Source organism: Microcoleus sp. D3_18a_C4 (assembly GCF_036702415.1).
Taxonomy (GTDB): domain Bacteria; phylum Cyanobacteriota; class Cyanobacteriia; order Cyanobacteriales; family Microcoleaceae; genus Microcoleus.
In genome coordinates, this window is the sequence record NZ_JAUBTI010000054.1 from 6,607 (window position 1) to 24,158 (window position 17,552).

Genomic DNA, 17,552 nt, shown 5'->3' on the forward strand with positions numbered 1-17,552 from the left:
TTCCTGACGGGCGAGACGCCCGTTCCACAATAACAATTGAGTTTTTTTGTGGAACAGGCATCTTGCCTGTTCCTGACATTAGTGCAATAACATTGAGTTTTTTTTGTGGAACAGGCATCTTGCCTGTTCCTGACATTAGTCCAAAATGTGAGATGAACGAAACAAAAACTCCCCTCCTACAAACGCGGCCGCAATCCATAATGACGGTAACGCCAATAATCTCGTAAAATGCGATCGTGATCGAAACACAATTCACGAGGAATCTGCCAAGATTCAAAAATCTGTAAATTTTTAGCATCGTCTGCGGCTTGAGGTTCGCCCGTTGCAGAAGCCAAGAATACAATACTGATAGTGTGTTCGCGGGCGTCGCGATTTGGATCAGAATAAACGTAAAATTGCTCAATTAATTCTACATTCAAACTCGTTTCTTCTAAAGCTTCGCGTTTGGCCGCCGTTTCTACCGATTCCCCGTAATCGACAAAACCGCCGGGAATTGCCCAGCCGTAGGGAATATTGCGGCGTTCGATGAGTACGATCGGCCGATGGGGGCGATCGGCTAACTCGATGATAATATCAACAGTAGGAGCAGGATTTCTATAAGTCATTTGCGAAGGAAGAAGGAAGGCACGAGACGGATTTTGACACGAATACACGGATTAATTTCAACTGGTTCGGAGTTCCTTCTTCCTGCTGAATTATGCTAAACCGCGAATTAGTACGCGCTGCCTTTGCAAAACCTCTGCATAAAGCTTTTCCAACTCAGTAATATTCTGACTGAGAGTGTACCGCTCGATCGCCCGTTGGCGTGCTTTTTGACCAAGCAGCATTCCCAACTCAGGATGATCGCAAAACAGCGGCAGCAAGGTTTGCAACTGACTTCGTACCCTCTGAGTGTTCAAAACTATCCCCGCGCCTTCCTCCAAGGCCTCGCCGTCAGCACCGGCATCGGTTGCCAAACAAGCTAAACCGCAGGCCATCGCTTCCAGCAGCGACAGCGACAGTCCCTCCACCAAAGAAGGCAAAATAAATACGTCTGCCCCCCGCAGAATTTCGATCCGGCGTTCCTCCTCAGCAACAAATCCGAGCCACACAATGCCATCATCTTCGCCGTAAAACAGTTGCAGCGAGGCGGCTAGGGGCCCGTCGCCTACGATCGCCAATACGTTCCCCGGGCCAAAATTACAGTGTTTCCAGGCCTTGAGCAAAGCCTCGACATTTTTCTCCTGGGCAATGCGGCCTTGGTAAACAAAAACTCGATCGGCCTTTAATTCCGACTTCAACCCCGAAGGCCCGGGCGAATATTTAACAGCATCCACGCCGTTGGGAATCACAGCCACCCGTTCCTGTGGCACTCCCAACTTGACCAATATATCCCGCTGAATCTGAGAAAAAACGATCGTCGAGTCGTAGTTCGCCAAAAACGGAGCGTACAGTTGATACATCAGGTGTTGGGTTCCCGATGTCAAATTCCGCAATTTGCGATCGAACGGGGGGTGAAAAGTCGCCACCAGAGGCAAATTCAATTCTTGACAAATTTCCGGCAGCAGAAAGTCTAGGGGCGAAAGCGTCAGGGAAGCGTGAACCACATCGGGTTTGAGCCGCCGCAGAGATTTCATCAGCACTGTGCGGGACTTGAGAGTGGGAATCGTATAAATTTGCGATTTGTAGTGACAGGGTAAAGAGACTTCGTTGCAACTGGCGGACGAAAGCGAATTCGTATATGAGGTTTGAGCAATTCCCTTTCCCCATGAACCATTTGCCATACTCCACCCCGTATTGTTCCTGTCCAGTGGGCCCGCTTCTTGGGCAAAGTGCAGGAAACTGACCTGGTATCCCCGGTCTAACAGTGCGTTGGTGACTTCCCTGGAGTAAGTGACGTTACCGCAAAAAGGTGATTTTTTTCCTAGCCAAGCGATGTGCATTCCAGTAAATCAGAGTTTGTTATTTATTTAGATTCGATCGACTTTGCTATTAGTGCTACGGAAAATATACCAGGTTAAGACGCCCCCAGCCATCGCTAATCCTGCTAAACCCAAAAATACTGTCGGCAAACCCAGAAAAGTTTCTGCTACCCCGGCCAAAGCCAACGGTAAACTCAAAGCGATATTAGTGGCATTGTTTTGCAGCCCGAAGACTTTTCCCCGCATTTCTTCTGGGGTTTCTGCTTGAATTGTAGTCTGCATCGGCACTCCCACCAATGAGGCAAATAAACCCAACAGGGTAATGAACAGCACCGACAGCCACAAATGCTGTGTAAATGCAGAAAGGCCCATCAGAGCAAATGCCATGCCAATCGAGCCGATTAAACTCAATTGGGAGTGAGAAAATTTATGGCCGAGATAGCCAACTGTCGTCGCCCCAGCAGCCATGCCAACGCCTACCGCCGCCAGCAAAAAGCCAAATTGTGATGCTTTCATACCGGGGAGGATTTCTGCCAGCCGCACTGCTAGAACTGCTAAGGCTGCAAAAATGGAAAATAGAATAATTAGTTGAATTAAAGCATTGCGGACTTTCGGTTGATCGTTGATGTAACGCAGGCCATCTCGCAAATCTGCTAAGGGGTGCGGCGGTTCGTGTTCGACTTCGTTTTTTTCGCCTGTTTGCATCGACAGCAACAGCACTCCGGCGAAGGCGTAACTTCCCCCTACTACTAATTCTTTGCCGATGCCGAGTCCGCCGCCGAGGTTGGAAAATAGGGTGTCGGCTAAAGCTAGTAAGGGTTCTCCCACTGCGAAGCCAATAATCACCGACCCCATCATGGTTGTGGTGTAGAGGGAGTTGGCTGATAGCAGGTGGCGACGTTCCACAATTAGGGGAATCACTGACTGTTCTGCTGGCGCGAAAAATTGAGTTAAAGTCGAAACGAGGAATGTCACTAACAGCAGCAAGCAGAATCCGAGTGGCAGTTGACCGAGTTCCCACCCGTCAGAGAGCCACAGCAGCACTGGCAAGGTTAAAACGAAGGCTCCCCGCAGCAGGTTTGTGGCGACGAGCACTGCTTTTTTCGACCACCTATCGACATACACGCCTGCGGCGGCCCCGAACAGCACTGCGGGAATGGTAAAGGCGATCATGATTGCCGATACCCACCTGCTGATGGTTTGATCTGGCGCTTGAAAGCGGCTGGCTACGAGGGCGATCGTCAGTACGAGATAAACTTTATCTGCTAGTTGGGAGAAAACTTGCCCACTCCACAATGCTAGAAAATTGGGGTTTTTGAGCACTGGCAGAAATCCCGTTTGTTTTTCGGGAATTTCGGCTACTGCTTCGGGGAGTTCTGCTGCTGGCTCTGGTGTGGGAACCGGGGGGATTGCTTCGGGCTGTGGGCTATTGCCGTTGTTCCAGTCTGGTGCTGGAGTGGTGGGGTATTTATCCATTTCTGGGTCTGGGACGTTGCTCCATTGTCGATCGGCCAAGACCGGCTCGGAGCGAAAATCAGGAAAATTTTCTCGTTCTTCCATTTTGTGGTGGGTCACGGCTAAAACAGATATTGTCAAATCAGAATCGGACAGTCGCATCATAGGATTTGGGGTAGCTCGCCTGGGATGGTGGAGGTTGGGGGGATGGGGATTTCAAATTGAGGGGTTAACCCCTAAGTTTATTAATAATCTCGTAACTTTTTCTCTATCTATTATCTGATGTCGCAACAACCTTGAGAATTTACCTGAAATGGCCGGCAGGTTCGGGTATCCGCAGGCTGGGGGTGCGATGTTCGATCGCCCCTTCACCGATTTAAATCCACACTCAAAATTTAAAACTCAAAACTCTCTAAGTAGGTGTCGATCGAGCTTCCCGATCGAATCGTGCAACCTAAATGATACTGGGCATATTGTCGCAAAATATTTTCGACAGATACCCAAGTTGTTCGATCGGCAATCCCCTCTCCTAGTTCTGGACTAGCCAACTGTTGCAACGCTGCTAATTCCTTAGCATTTATCTCGAAATTTGTCAAGTGTTTGCTGCCATTCGTTTGCCGGGAACGGGAGGCGGATTTGTACAAGCTACCAATTTCTGAAGAAAGTTCTGCCTCTAGGTTAGCTAGCTCGGACAAGCTGCAGGTTCCCCCAGAGGGTATACTAAACCCGGTTTGCCAGTTGGGATCGGTGAAATTTGGGATGAGCGGGTGTCTGGTGGCGCAGCAGACTTGGACTTGCGGCGCAAGGCCGGCTAAGGCTAGCAAGTGAAAAATGCCGTGGGTGAGGTGAGCAATCAGCACGGCGGCGGATTGGATTTCTGTGCGATCGGACAAACGCTCCAAACGGCTCAAATGTTCGCCCAGCAACCAAAAGAGTTCTTCTTGGGGCTCATCGGAAAGAGCACTGGCGATCGCCAATTCGGCCAGATATTGCGCGGCTGCGAGTTTCCCTAGGTTGCGGCTCAAACCCGGATGGGATTGTACCGTGTCGGCTTGGGTAATTTTGTCGAGCGATCGGCCTTTGGCAATTAGCAATTCGTTGACCACAAATAATTCGCTTCTGCCGCCAATGGTCGATCGGTGTTTGCGAACACCCGGTGCGACGGCTCGAATTAAGCCGAATTCCCGCGTCAAAATTGTCAGCACTCGATCGGATTCGCCGATCGGCGCACTCTTAAGATTGATTCCAGTTGCTTTGTAAGTTCGAGTCACTCGATTTTAGATTTTAGATTTTAGGTTTTAGATTTACAAGGACAGTAGCAAAAACAGTCCGCGACGCAGAACTTTTATTAGATACTCGTTACCAGGCAGAGCCTGGTAACGCAGATCCGGAGGCTCTGCCTCCTAATCCCAGCCGAGGCAGAGCCTCTAAATATGGGTTCCCAGGCAGAGCCTTGGAACCAGTTAAATTAGCCATTGCTAATAACTAATAACTAATAACTAATGACTAATGACTAATGACTAATGACTAATGACTTTTATCTAAATTATCCCGCTGGCGGAGTAATTCCGGGCCGCGAGAAGTCCCCAAACGAGTGGCCCCAGCTAATACCAAATCTAGAGCTTGTTCGTGAGTACGAATTCCGCCGGCCGCTTTAATCCCAATCCGTCCCTTCGTAACTTCCTTCAGCAGTCGCACATCGTCAACTTTCGCCGGGCCAAAAAAGCCAGTGTTAGTTTTGATGTAGGCGGCACCAGCTTCCATACAAATCTCAGCCGCTAATTGTTTTTCGGCATCGGAAAGGAGCGAACTTTCGATAATTGCTTTAATGGTGAGATTGGTTTCTTCGCAAATTTGGGCTAATTCCCGGTGGAATTCGTCGATTCTTCCAGCTTTCAACAATCCTAAGTTAACGGAGACATCTAACTCTACGGCTCCATTATCTGCTGCTTCTAGAGCTTCGTAAACTTTCACCGTTGAAGTCGAAGCACCGGTGGGAAAACCTATAACTGTACAGACTTTGGGACGTTTGCCGTGCAGCAGCTCAACTGCTTGTCTGACGTAGGCGGGATACACGCAAACTGTGACAAAGCCAAATCTCTCTGCTTGTTGGCAACAGTGTTCTACTTGCTCTGGCGTGGCGGTGGGGTCGATCAGGCCGTAGTCGATCAAGGGGGCAATATCGATGTCTGCCTGGTTTGCAGCCATTGCTGTTTTTTCTCCGAAGTAACTACTTTATTAAGTATGTATCGAATTTACCAATCTAAAATCTAAAATCTAAAATCTAAAATCGATCGACTTTACTCCGGCTCCTAGCAAGTATAAATACTCAATTGGCTCGTAAAAACTCTTGTTGGGATTGGTTTACCAATTTATGTCAAAAAAATAATATTTTTGTATCTGCCTTTAGATACATTTTTGATCCTTCTTTAGGTATACTTTGTTAAAAGGAGTTACGGTAGAGCCTGCGTCAGCTACGCTAGGGCAGAGCCTGGTAGCGGCTACTGTTTTTACTTTTAGTAGTGCTTTAAAAACATAAAAGCCAGTGCCAAGCATGAATCATTTAGAACTCGAACAAGAAATTGGGAAGATGGCTAGAGCGATGATGACTCGCAATAGCTTAATTGGTAAGGATTTGATTGCGGATCTCAGAGGGCGGCTGTCTGTTGACAGTGTAGCTGCTTTGATGATTGTCAGTATTGAGCGTTTGATTTGGTATGACTGCGAGTCCGTAATCTGGAGTTTGAGTTATTTGATTCCTGCTGACGTGATGGAAGAAATTCGCCGGATTACTGCGCTGGTTGTTTGCCAGCGGTTGATGGGCAAGGGTTTTCTGCTGGGGAAAGATTTTAGTATTGATGCAACAGGCCAGTTGATGTTGAGTGAGAATGCTAAAACAGCGGTTGTGGTTGCTTGAATTGGGCAAGCAGAAGTAGAAGCTATTAGCACTAGCAGATTTGCAGTTAGACTTTGGGCGCCCTAGGACTCTTTGTGTAACTGCAAACTTAATTCGGGATGCGGTAAGAGTTGCGCGATTCACGCAGAGTTCAGATTCGCAGCATCTCTAAAAAACGATGAGTGCGGTTAGCTAAAAGAGCTTTTTACGAGAGGAAAATAGTTAGTTTCGACCCCAAATTGTTGAGGTTGTTACTGGCTCTGTGTACGGGGATCGCCCTGTATCAAATTTTTCAGATTTTTAGTGGAATTACAGTTTTACTCCAGGTATGATTTCATGTAGAATCATCCCTAAGATAGATACAAAATATTATGAACTTAATTCAAAACTTGGAAGCGGCTTGGTATTACCATCTGGGTTCGCGCCACCTCGAAGCTAACGACGATCATGGTGCCCTGGCGAACTTTAACAGAGCTGTGAAGTTGCAATCAGATCATTATAAGGCTTGGTTCGGCCGAGGTATGGCTCTGGGGAAATTAGAACGGCACTTAGAGGCGCTGAAGAGTTTTGATGAGGCCTTGGCGGTGGAGCCGAATGCGAGCTTTGGCTGGCACAACCGGGCTATTGCTTTAGGAAAGTTGGGCCGCTGGTTGGACGCTCTCAACAGTTTTGACCGGGCTCTGGAGTTCAGTCCGTGCGCGGCGAGTATTTGGCACAACCGGGGACTGACGCTGATCGATATGGGGCTTTACCAGAAGGCGGTTCTGAGTTTCGATCGCTGTTTAAATTTGTACCCGGAGGCTGCTTGGGCATGGTACAACCGAGGTAATGCCCTGTTGGAACTCAAGCTTTACTATCAGGCGCTCAACAGTTTTGAGCGGGCGATCGAGTTTAAGCCTGACGACGCGAAGGCTTGGTACAATCGCGGTATAGCTGCGAACTCTATGGGACTTTACAAACAAGCAGTGGCTAGTTTTAGCCGATCGATCGCTCTACAACCGGGCAGAGCCGATGCTGTGGGCGAACGGAGAGTTGCTTTGGAGAAATTAGTAGGTTTAAATCAGAGAAATGGCAAGTTTACTCCCACATCTGAGCGTCCCTTTGAAGATTATTTAATTTGGTACAACCGGGGTGTGGAATTGGCGCGAAAAGGCTGCTACTCTGAGGCGATTGCTTGCTACGAAACAGTCTTAGAAATAAATCCTGATTTTGCTAACGCTTTTTACAATAAAGCTTGCTGTTATGCGCTACTGGGATTTGCTGATTTGGCCCTTGACAATTTGCAGCGGGCTGTTGAGTTTATCCCTAATTTATACCGAGAGCTAGCTTTAGCTGACTCGGATTTAAGCTGCATTTGGAAACAAGAACGTTTTGAAGCGCTGATCCAAGGTTGATTTTACACAAAAAACAGCTCGCCCAATTGGCGAGCTGTTTTTTTGGGCGGCGCAATTTCGATCGCCCGACAGTATTGGTGCAATCTTTGCTATTGCACAGAAACTCGGATTGAGGACTTGACCGGCCTCTTGGCAACTACGATTACCCGGTAAGTGCCGGATTCCGGTAGTTGAGCAAAAGTTTGACCTTCGCCTTGATCCAGGAGTTGTCCCGACGGAGATTCGATCGCCAGATCTAGATTTTTGTTGCTAGCTGTCACCCTAATTGTCTGTCCCTGCTGGCCTTGAACCGTGATGGGCTGGATTTGGTAGCCGGACATTTTGAGTTTGATTGTGGCTTGTTTTTCCTTGAATGCTATGGGAATTGCGCGATCGGGCCTATAAGTCCACTTGGCGTTAAAGTCGCGTCCGAGTACGAAGCTGGTGGTTTCACCTTTCGGGGTAACTCGCACGCGGTAGATGCCTGACTCTGGCAACTGGCCAATCCACTGATTGTCTGCTTTTTCAATAACCCCCATATTTTCACCATTGGGACTGTACAGTTGGGCTGTCAGTTGTCCCGCCCACAGGGAGAGAGTGAGTTCTCGCCCTTTGATGCCTTCAAAAATATAGGTGGTGGGTTGGTTGATGGTTTCTCGGATTTCCGAGGTTGACATTCGCTCGATCGGTTCGAGGTTGGGAATTGATTCAGAGGTAACGGGTTTGTTAAGAGTTTCTGTAATTTCCGAGGCAGCCATCAGCTCGCTCGGTGCAATTTTGGGGGCTACTGGGCTGGCAAATACTGATTTTGCCGTCATCATGAGTAGCATTCCAGTCAGTAAAATTAGTTTTTTCATGTCGCACTTCCGAGGGGGGTAAGGAATTGTATATGGTTACTTGTGTTTGCCTGTTTTCACCGGATTAAATCTGGCGATCGCACAGAGGCTACAGGAGGATATAGGATACACGTAAATATCCCGTACTTGCACAAAATCTGCTGGTAGCAAATTGGCAGTGCGGGAGCTAAGTAGTAGCCTCAGTTTGTCGGGACATTTTAATGATACTCCTTACGCATAATCTCATCACAGAATCTTACTAATTTAGTCTAGGAAAATTAAATCTTTTTCCGAGGAACTTGCTCAAAAAAATGCCCACACCCAAAAAACGCGGTGTCTTGGCTCTGGGAGGAGCGTTGCTACTAGAACACGGCTAGCACCCCACGGGGTTACGGCCCCTAGTGTTACTTCATTCTTTACCGAAAGCATCCAGGATACCCGCCACGTGATTCATCCGTCGAGAAATAAAAAACCTGTATCCGATGAAACTTGCCGAACGTATTTATCTCGCGCAAGTCAATGCTTCAATTCTTTAATCTAAAATCTAAAATCTAAAATCTAAAATCGATTGACGATCGCCTAATTATGTAGGACGATACAGACCGCACCTTACCATATTCGTAGCCTGTCCAACCATTTTTTGCGTAAGTTTTGATACTGTATGTTGGTAGGGCGGATTTAGCTATTATCTCTGACAAAAACGAGTTTATCACTGCCAAATCCGCCCTACCACACTAGGTTAATTTGTACTACGAACCAGCCAGGATTTTTAGGTAAGCTTGTACTGTGTTGGACAAGCCCATTTCTAGCGCTTCCGCAATTAAAGCATGACCAATCGATACTTCTAGTATATCAGGAATCGAGCAAAATTTAGCTAAGTTTTGCAAATTTAAATCATGTCCGGCATTCACCCCTAAACCTTCTGATTGAGCTGCTTTAGCTGCTAAGACATATTGTTGAAAAACAGATTCAACTCTACCTTCGCGAAAAGCAGTTGCGTAGGGTTCCGTGTACAGTTCTACTCTGTCTGCTCCAACTTCTTTTGCTAGCGGCATGAGAGCAGCATCTGCATCCATAAACAAGCTGACTCTGATGCCGTTGTCTTTTAATTTTTGAATGATTGGTAAGAGCCGATCGCGATTTTCGGGAATATTCCAACCGCTATCGGATGTTAGCACGTCGGGAGCGTCCGGCACCAAGGTACACTGAGCCGGTTTTACGTCGCAAACTATATCCATAAATGGCGGCTGAAACGGATTTCCTTCGATGTTGAACTCAACGGTTAGCATTTTGGCTAATTCGTAAACATCGGCGGCTTTGATATGCCTTTCGTCGGGGCGGGGATGGACTGTAACGCCATGAGCTCCGGCAGCAATTACTGTTTTTGCGGCTTCGGTAACGCTGGGAATGCCGATGTTTCGAGAGTTTCTGAGGAGGGCGATTCTGTTGATGTTGACGCTGAGTTTTGTCATGGGATGTTAATCTTTAAAGTTGATCTCACATCTTGCACCTTTCTCAAGAACGGGCTCTTCGGCCCGTTCCACAAAGAGTAGATTTTATTGTGGAACAGGCATCTTGCCTGTTCAAAAAAGGAGTATTGACAATGATGCAAGATATAAGTTGATAATACTATATTAATCGCTTTCGGGACGAAACTTTGGGGAGCATCTCAATGAAAGCAGCAAAGCTCGAAATTGGAATTAGGAGTCAGGAGTCAGGAGCCAGGAGAAAAGAGTCAGAAGGAAGAAGAAAGAAGTGTTTTTGCAAATATGAGATGCTCCCCAACTTTGAGCCTAGGGCGGTAGTGTTAGGGCATTGTCAGAGGAAAACTTAGCTTGTGCAAGCGGTAAAGTTTCTGCAAAAAAAGCCTCAGCTATTTGCTGTTTTGCTGCCAAATCTTCAAGGTTGGCAATGCAGAAAAGCGGGGCGACGCGATCGACTATTTGGCGCGGAAAATCTCGGCTGAAATATTTTAGTTCAAAGTCGTATCTGTGGGGACGGTAAATCATGCCCAACAGTTCGACTAAGGGTAGAAGCGTCCAATTGTGATAGTTGCCGATCGCATCTACTAAATGTCCGCGATAAATTTCTTTTTTTACCAGAGGTTGCAGCAAATCGAAACAGATTTTAATTTCGTGGAATCTAGACTGGATTGTAGATAAAAGTTTGCTTTTATCGACAGGATGCGGTACAATTAGATTAGCTTTGTCAAAGGCGATCGGCACTTTCCCGTGTCTCTCTATTTCCAGAAAATCGTTGCGGCGGCTGCGCCGAAAAACGGCGAAATCAATTAGCAAAAACGGGGGGGTTTCTTTCAGCCGCCAGAAGCACTGCGATTGACCGTGCCAAGCGGGTTCGGGAACTCGATATTTGAGTTCGATTTCGGCAATTTCTGCGAGGGCTTTTTCAACAATATCAAATGTTTCTTCCACGCAGTTATCTTCAACCACAACCGCAATATCCAGGTCTGACCACTCGTCGGTGTATCCGTGGGCTGCTGAACCTCCTTGCCACAAAGCGAGAACAAAATCTAAAGGTTGTAAGGTAGAAACAATCTTTTCGAGAATGATTTGTCTCATGGAATCAAGCTATACTGTTTGTTTTCCCTGGCTTGCACAAGTTTAACAAACGATCGCGTGTTGAGATTGCTCCGCGACAGTTCTCCGAAGAGTTGCTAATGCTTCCGGTTGTGCACTGCTGCAAAAAATTACACGGGAAGCTGCAAGGGAAAGCCACAATCTTTGGGAAAGTGCGATCGCCCTTGAAAGTGAAAATCAGCCTTATCTTGTCAGAATCAGAAACTTGCCCGCTGTCCGGTAACATGAGAAAGGATTAATTTTTAACAGCGCGGCATGGCTACTATTTGGGAACTCGACTTTTACAGCCGTCCAATCATAGACGAGCGAGAGAAAAAAAAATGGGAAGTGTTGATCTGCGAAAGCCCGCTGAATGTAGGGGACAAGGCCGACTCTCTGTTTCGCTACTCGCAATTCTGCTCCAGTTCTACCGTAAATTCCCTGTGGCTGGCGGGTGCAATTAAAGAGGCGATCGCCGCAGCACCGAAACGACCTGAAAAAATCCGCTTTTTCCGCCGCCAAATGGCGAACATGATTACCAAAGCCTGCGAGGATTTGGACATTCCCGCCGCCTGCAGCCGCCGCACCCTTGCCCTCAGCCTGTGGCTGGAAGAACGGATGCAAGACGTTTATCCCGCCGAACCGGGCTATCAACCGGTTGTGAACCCGAGTGTTCAATTTATACCCGAAACGCCTGTTGCGCTGCCGGATGCTTTAATCGGTGAAAAATGGGCGTTTGTGAGTTTGCCGATCGCAGCTTTTGACGAAATGTCCGAGTGGGATATCGGATTTGGCGAAGCTTTCGGACTTCCGATGACACGCCTCGCCCCAGAAACGCAAATTCCGGGACTAATTATCTACTCGTCGAGAGCAAACGCCCTGGCCGGTTGGATGTCGGGTTTGGAGTTGGCTTTTCTGAAATTTGAGAGCGGCCCACCCGCTAGGCTGGTATTAGATACCGGAGCTAACGATCGCTGGATTTTAGCTAATCTCAGAGACGCAGCAACTGAGAGAGAAGCGAAAGGATTTGAAGCCGCGAAAAACCAAGCAAAAAAAGTACATTTCTTAGCAATTCAGTCGAATCCCGAATCGGAATCTTTTGCAGGATTTTGGCTGCTGCACGAACTAACTATTTAGTCATTAGTCATTAGTCATTAGTCATTAGTCATTAGTCATTAGTCATTAGTCAGTTGTTAGTTGTTAGTAGTCAGTTGTTAGTAGTCAGTTGTTAGTAGTCAGTTGTTAGTAGTCAGTTGTTAGGGGAGCATCTCATATTTGTAAAAATACTTCTTCTGCCTCTTTCCTTCTGCCTCCTGCCTTCTGCCTCCTTCCTTCTGCCTCCTGCCTCAAAACTCCAATTTCTAGCGGAGGGCTGCAAAGGTGAGATGCTCCCGTTGTTAGTTGTTAAGCTGTTGTGCATTTAAATTGTATGTTGAGGGCGGGCTCTTCGGCCCACCCCACAATAAGGAAAATTTATTGCCCCATGCAATTTAAATGCGTATTAGCTTAGTAGCAGTTAATAATCTACCGTTATTTAGTCTAGCGTTAACAGCTATAGCAATCCTAAATGATTCGTGTAATTCTTGTAGGGGCAAAACCCACGCCCGGTTGCCCCGCCTTGACTGGGGTAGGCACGGGGAGTAGGGGTAGCACTACCCCTACATATTTTTACAAATGATTCAGGATTGCTATAGATTGACTAATAACGAATAACTCATATAGCGGTTCTCAAATAATTGAGGTATGCTTTTCAGTCCAAGACCCGCGAGGCCTATGCTCTACGAACATCTCATGTTACTGAGAAAGGCTATAACTAATAACTACTGACTAATGCCAACTAACAACTGCCAACTGCCAACTAACAACTGACAACGGCCAACTGCCAACTGCCAACTGACTAATTACCAACCACCGAGAACAATGACCAATCACCAATCAGCAGAACAACTGTTAGAACTAGCCACCAAAGCAGGTGCAGAAGCTGCTGAGGTATTGGAATCGCAATCGCTCTCACGGCCGGTCTTTTTTGAAGCAAACCGCCTCAAACAGCTAGAAACCGCCCAAGCAGAAGGCATTGCACTGCGGCTGTGGCGGGATGGGCGGCCGGGTTTGGCGGTGGCCTACGGGCCTGTGGAACTGCAAATTTTGGTGGATAGGGCGATCGCGCTTTCGCAACTCAACGAACCGGAAACCATCGAACTCGGCACCGGTGAGAAAGTTGTTTATCCCGATCGCGGAGTGTCGGTGCCGGCCGAACAGCTAGTAAACTGGGGAAAAGAGGCGATCGCGATCGTCCGCGAAGCCTATCCCGAAAGCCTCTGCACCGCCGAACTAGACTGCGAAATCGAGAGCACCCGCTTGGTGAACACCAAAGGCTTGGATTCCAGTCACACCGACACCACCCTCAGCGGTTACTTATCAGCAGAATTAGTGCGGGGCGAAGATTTCCTCAACATTTGGGAAGGCGAAACCGAACGCGGCACCCTCGACTTAAATACCAGCGCCAAGCGGGTTTTGCAGCGTTTGGAATGGGCGAAAGACAATGTACCCCCCCCCACGGGCCGCGTGCCGGTGCTATTTACAGCCAAAGCTGCCGACTTGCTGTGGGGGACTGTCTGTGCCGCGTTGAACGGCAAACAGGTACTCGAAGGCGCTTCGCCTTGGAACGATCGATTAGGCCAACAAGTGACATCGCCGCTTGTCACCCTCTCGCAGCAGCCGGATATCGGGCCCTATAGCTGTCCTTTTGATGACGAAGGTACTCCCACTCGGGCGATCGTCTTTATCAACAGCGGAGTGTTGCAGCTATTTTATACCGATCGTACCACCGGTCGAGCCTTGGGCAGTGGCACCACCGGCAACGGATTTCGCCCAGGTTTGGGCAGCTATCCCACGCCGAGTTTATTCAATGTTTTGATTAAACCAGGTTCGCTTTCGCTAATAGATTTAATCGCTAAATTAGACGACGGAATTGTAGTCGATCAAATGCTTGGCGGCAGTGCCGGAATTTCCGGCGATTTTTCAATTAATGTCGATCTCGGCTACCGAGTCAAAAAAGGTCAAATAGTCGGCAGGATCAAAGACACAATGGTAGCTGGCAATGTCTACAACGTCCTCAAACAATTAGTAGAATTGGGAGGAGACTCCGAGTGGAACGGTTCTTGCCACACACCATCTCTAATTGTAGAAGGATTGTCCGTTATCGGCAAGAATTAAAGTCAGTTGTTAGTAGTCAGTTGGCAGTTGGCAGTTGGCAGTTGTCAGTTGTTAGTTGTTAGTTGTCAGTTGTTAGCAGTCAGTTGTCAGTTGTTAGTTGTCAGTTGTTAGTTGTTAGTTGTCATCAATCATCAGTTAACAGTCAACAGTCAACAGTCAACAGTCAACAGTCAACTGTCAACTGTCAACAGTTAACAATCAACAATCAACAGTCAACAGTCAACAGTCAACAGTCAACAATTCTCCATTCCCACTTCCCATACATAATATGCGTATTTGTTTTATCGGCGATTCTTTTGTAAACGGTACTTGCGATCCCAAATGTCTCGGTTGGACAGGACGGATTTGCGCGGCCGCTTGCGGACAAGGACACGATATTACCTACTACAATTTAGGAATAAGGGGAGAAACCAGTGGCGATATAGAAACTCGTTGGTTCAACGAAGTTTCTTGCCGCTTACCTCACTACGGCGATGGCAGAATAGTATTTTCCTTTGGCGTCAACGACACTTACCGAGAAAACGAAAAAAATCGCATAGAAGTTGAAAAATCAATTGAAAATGCTCGCTCTATTCTCACGTCAGCCAAAGAAACATTTCCAGTATTAATGGTAGGGCCACCGCCAGTTATCGATGCCGATCGCACAAAGCGGATTGCCAACTTATCCGAACAGTTTTCCCAAGTTTGCCACGAGTTAAATGTGCCTTATTTAGATGTTTGCACCCCGCTGCAAAACTCAGAAATTTGGCATAAAGAACTTACCGAAAATGACGTTTCCCATCCCCGCGCCGCCGGTTACGCTGAATTGGCTAAAATAGTTCACAATTGGGACGGTTGGAAAGCTTGGTTTAAAAAAATCAATATATCAGATCGAGAGACAGTAACGCTGTTCCGAGCCGTCGGCAAAAAAGAAATGGAACTGATTAAAGAAAGCGATTTTCTGGCATTTCCGCCGCGACTGTCTTTTCAGCCTATTTTTTATCCCGTACTCCACAAAGCATATGCCATACAAATTGCACGAGATTGGAATACAAGAGATGCAGCATCGGGATATTTCGGCTATGTAACCCGGTTTCGAGTTTTGGCTGAATTCTTAAAAAAATATCCCGTCCAAACTGTCGGCAGTTCGATTCACCAAGAATATTGGATTCCGGCAGAAGAATTGGCTCAATTCAATCAAAACATTGTCGGAAAAATTGAAATTTTTGCGGAATATCAACCGTAGAATAGGAGGAAATCATCCTTGAATTCAATCGGTTTGAAGTGAGATCTTGCACCATTCTCAATTAGCCGTAGGGGCGGGTTCGCCAACAGCCTTAAAGCTTGCAAATAGGTTCTATAAACCCGCCCGACCCCACGAAAAATCCTCTTATTGATATTGCTGCAAGATGTCAGTTTGAAGTGATAAATTTTGACTGGTACGGCACTCTGAATAGAGTGGGAAAGGGTAAAACAACGCAGATCAACGCAAATTGGTAAAATTCATCTGCGTTAATCTACGTGCATCTGCGGTTAAAAAATCCCTAAAATCCTAAATGAAAGTGAAATAAGGTCGATCGAGATTCAAATCCATCACCCCTTGCACCGTCGCAATTAAATCATCGGATTCACCGGGTTTTTTGAGGAAAATGCTAGTCGCATTCCCCGAAACCGACAGCGAATAATTGGCCTTAATTCCCGAAAGGACGATCGCATCCTCCGCAGAATTAAAGTCACTAATCACAGCATTACCATCACCAGAGTAGTAGATTTTATCACTATCTCCCAGCAAGAAACGGTCTTTACCTTCCCCGCCAGTCAAAGTATCAAACTCCCCTACTCCGGGGTTAGTAGCACTCGGATCGATACCTGCTAAAGTATCATCCCCAACGTCACCGCTAACAACATCATTACCGCTGCCGCCGAGCAAGAAATCATTATCTAACTGACCGAAAATGCTGTCATCTCCAGCATCACCGCCGAGAGAATCATCGCCCTTTCCACCAAAAATTATATCGTTACCGTCTCCTCCCAAAACAACATCCAAGCCTTTATTTGCGTACAGCGAATCATTACCGCCGCCACCTAAAATGGTATCGGAAGCTTTACCGCCGTAAACAATATCATTGCCATTTCCAGCATCAATCAAGTCGGTGCCCGCATTGCCCAATAGCGAATCTTCGCCGTCATTGCCAAGGATATTATCACCACCATCTAAGCCGAAAATCGTATCGTCTCCAGCTAAACCATCCAATGCGTCAGCTTGCGGAGTTCCGAAGAACGAATCGCTAAGCGGCCCGCCACTGAAAGTAGAATCAACGGTAGTATTCGGACTCGGAATCCCAATTGCCGGTGTTAAAATTTGGGGGCCGCGAGGTGTGGGAGTTGGCGTGGGTGTGGTTGTGAGTGGGGGTAGAGATGGAGGAACAAAGCGATCGAGAATAGTATTTCCCGATAAACCTGCAACAGTTTCGATAAATCCGCTGCCGGGGCGATTGCTGCTGGGAGAATCGAAGAAATTGAGAATTTCGATGTCATCTGCGGCGTTGATTTTACCGTCTTTGTTGATGTCTACTAGCAAGCTAGTACCGCTGCGATCGACTCCAACTTGATCGGGACTTAGAAATAAAGCTGCGGTAACACCCGTGACAACCAGGCTGTCAGTGCCGGCACCTGCTTGAATTTTGCTACCAGCGGCTGTTGCGGGGTCGAGGATAAAGGTATCGTTGCCACCACCACCGGTGAGAATGTCGGCACCGCCGTTACCGATGAGGCTTTCGCTGTTGCTGCTGCCAGTGATAGTATCGGCGAAAGTTGTACCGACGATAACTTCGATACCGGTGAGAGTATCAGTACCTTCGGCTGTGGAACTTCCCGCCGCGAGATTGATATTGACGGGACTCGGCAGAGTAGCATAAGACACCGTATCGATACCGGCACCGCCGACGATGCTGTCATTGCCTTCACCGCCATCTAGAGAATCATCTCCATCGCCGCCGTCGAGAGTATCATTGTCTTCGTTTCCGAACAAAAAGTCATTGTCGGCAGCGCCTAACAGAGTATTGTTACCATTGCCGCCGTCGAGATAGTCATTGCCATCTCCTCCATTGATAATGTCAGTACCTTTACCGCCCCACAAAATGTCATCACCGGCAGCGCCTAACAGAGTATTGTTACCATTGCCGCCGTCGAGATAGTCATTGCCATCGCCGCCGTCGAGAGTATCATTGTCTTCGTTTCCGAACAAAATGTCATCACCGGCAGCGCCTAACAGAGTATTGTTACCATTGCCGCCGTCGAGATAGTCATTGCCATCGCCG

14 protein-coding genes are annotated in these 17,552 nt (G+C 47.4%); 5 read left to right on the plus strand and 9 right to left on the minus strand.

Going from position 1 to position 17,552, the window contains the following annotated elements; all coding sequences use genetic code 11:
* Positions 1-176: 176 nt before the first annotated feature.
* From QUB16_RS21210 to deoC, 5 genes are all read right to left on the minus strand, one after another.
* On the minus strand, positions 177-605 hold the full coding sequence (locus QUB16_RS21210; protein WP_333319116.1) for an NUDIX hydrolase: 429 nt from the start codon (positions 603-605) through the stop codon (positions 177-179).
* A gap of 90 nt (positions 606-695) precedes the next feature.
* Positions 696-1,922, minus strand: coding sequence for a glycosyltransferase family 4 protein (locus tag QUB16_RS21215; protein ID WP_333319118.1), 1,227 nt, complete (start codon positions 1,920-1,922; stop codon positions 696-698).
* A 27-nt stretch (positions 1,923-1,949) separates the two neighbouring features.
* Positions 1,950-3,521, minus strand: a complete 1,572-nt coding sequence (locus QUB16_RS21220; protein WP_333319119.1) for an MFS transporter — start codon at positions 3,519-3,521, stop codon at positions 1,950-1,952.
* Between the two features lie 230 nt (positions 3,522-3,751).
* The gene (recO, locus tag QUB16_RS21225) at positions 3,752-4,627 is read right to left on the minus strand and encodes a DNA repair protein RecO (RefSeq protein ID WP_333319121.1); all 876 of its coding nucleotides are present in this window, start codon (positions 4,625-4,627) and stop codon (positions 3,752-3,754) included.
* A 256-nt stretch (positions 4,628-4,883) separates the two neighbouring features.
* A complete protein-coding gene (gene deoC / locus QUB16_RS21230) occupies positions 4,884-5,564 on the minus strand; it encodes a deoxyribose-phosphate aldolase (protein WP_333319123.1) in 681 nt (226 codons plus the stop codon).
* Between the two features lie 346 nt (positions 5,565-5,910).
* Between deoC and QUB16_RS21235 the strand changes: the two genes are divergently transcribed.
* Complete coding sequence (locus QUB16_RS21235) at positions 5,911-6,273, plus strand: hypothetical protein (protein WP_333290215.1); 363 nt, start codon at positions 5,911-5,913, stop codon at positions 6,271-6,273.
* Positions 6,274-6,623: 350 nt separating this feature from the next.
* Positions 6,624-7,646, plus strand: coding sequence for a tetratricopeptide repeat protein (locus tag QUB16_RS21240; RefSeq protein ID WP_333319125.1), 1,023 nt, complete (start codon positions 6,624-6,626; stop codon positions 7,644-7,646).
* An 89-nt stretch (positions 7,647-7,735) separates the two neighbouring features.
* On the opposite strand, the gene QUB16_RS21245 is transcribed toward QUB16_RS21240, so the two are convergent.
* The 3 genes from QUB16_RS21245 to QUB16_RS21255 all read right to left on the minus strand — a co-directional run bounded on the left by QUB16_RS21245 (position 7,736) and on the right by QUB16_RS21255 (position 11,040).
* Entirely contained in the window at positions 7,736-8,482 is a 747-nt protein-coding gene (locus QUB16_RS21245; RefSeq protein WP_333319127.1) for a hypothetical protein, read from the minus strand.
* 728 nt (positions 8,483-9,210) lie between these two features.
* Positions 9,211-9,933, minus strand: a complete 723-nt coding sequence (locus QUB16_RS21250; RefSeq protein ID WP_333319129.1) for a pyridoxine 5'-phosphate synthase — start codon at positions 9,931-9,933, stop codon at positions 9,211-9,213.
* Positions 9,934-10,254: 321 nt separating this feature from the next.
* Positions 10,255-11,040, minus strand: coding sequence for a nucleotidyltransferase domain-containing protein (locus QUB16_RS21255; RefSeq protein WP_333319130.1), 786 nt, complete (start codon positions 11,038-11,040; stop codon positions 10,255-10,257).
* Positions 11,041-11,313: 273 nt separating this feature from the next.
* Here QUB16_RS21255 and QUB16_RS21260 point away from each other — a divergent pair, with 273 nt between their 5' ends.
* The 3 genes from QUB16_RS21260 (at position 11,314) to QUB16_RS21270 (ending at position 15,478) form a co-directional block, all read left to right on the plus strand.
* Entirely contained in the window at positions 11,314-12,174 is an 861-nt protein-coding gene (locus tag QUB16_RS21260; RefSeq protein WP_333319132.1) for a Tab2/Atab2 family RNA-binding protein, read from the plus strand.
* Positions 12,175-12,957: 783 nt separating this feature from the next.
* Positions 12,958-14,253, plus strand: coding sequence for a TldD/PmbA family protein (locus QUB16_RS21265; RefSeq protein WP_333319134.1), 1,296 nt, complete (start codon positions 12,958-12,960; stop codon positions 14,251-14,253).
* 268 nt (positions 14,254-14,521) lie between these two features.
* The gene (locus tag QUB16_RS21270) at positions 14,522-15,478 is read left to right on the plus strand and encodes a GDSL-type esterase/lipase family protein (protein WP_333319136.1); all 957 of its coding nucleotides are present in this window, start codon (positions 14,522-14,524) and stop codon (positions 15,476-15,478) included.
* A 306-nt stretch (positions 15,479-15,784) separates the two neighbouring features.
* Here the strand turns inward: QUB16_RS21270 and QUB16_RS21275 are convergent.
* A partial coding sequence (locus QUB16_RS21275; protein ID WP_333319137.1) for a calcium-binding protein occupies positions 15,785-17,552 on the minus strand: 1,768 nt, incomplete at its 5' end.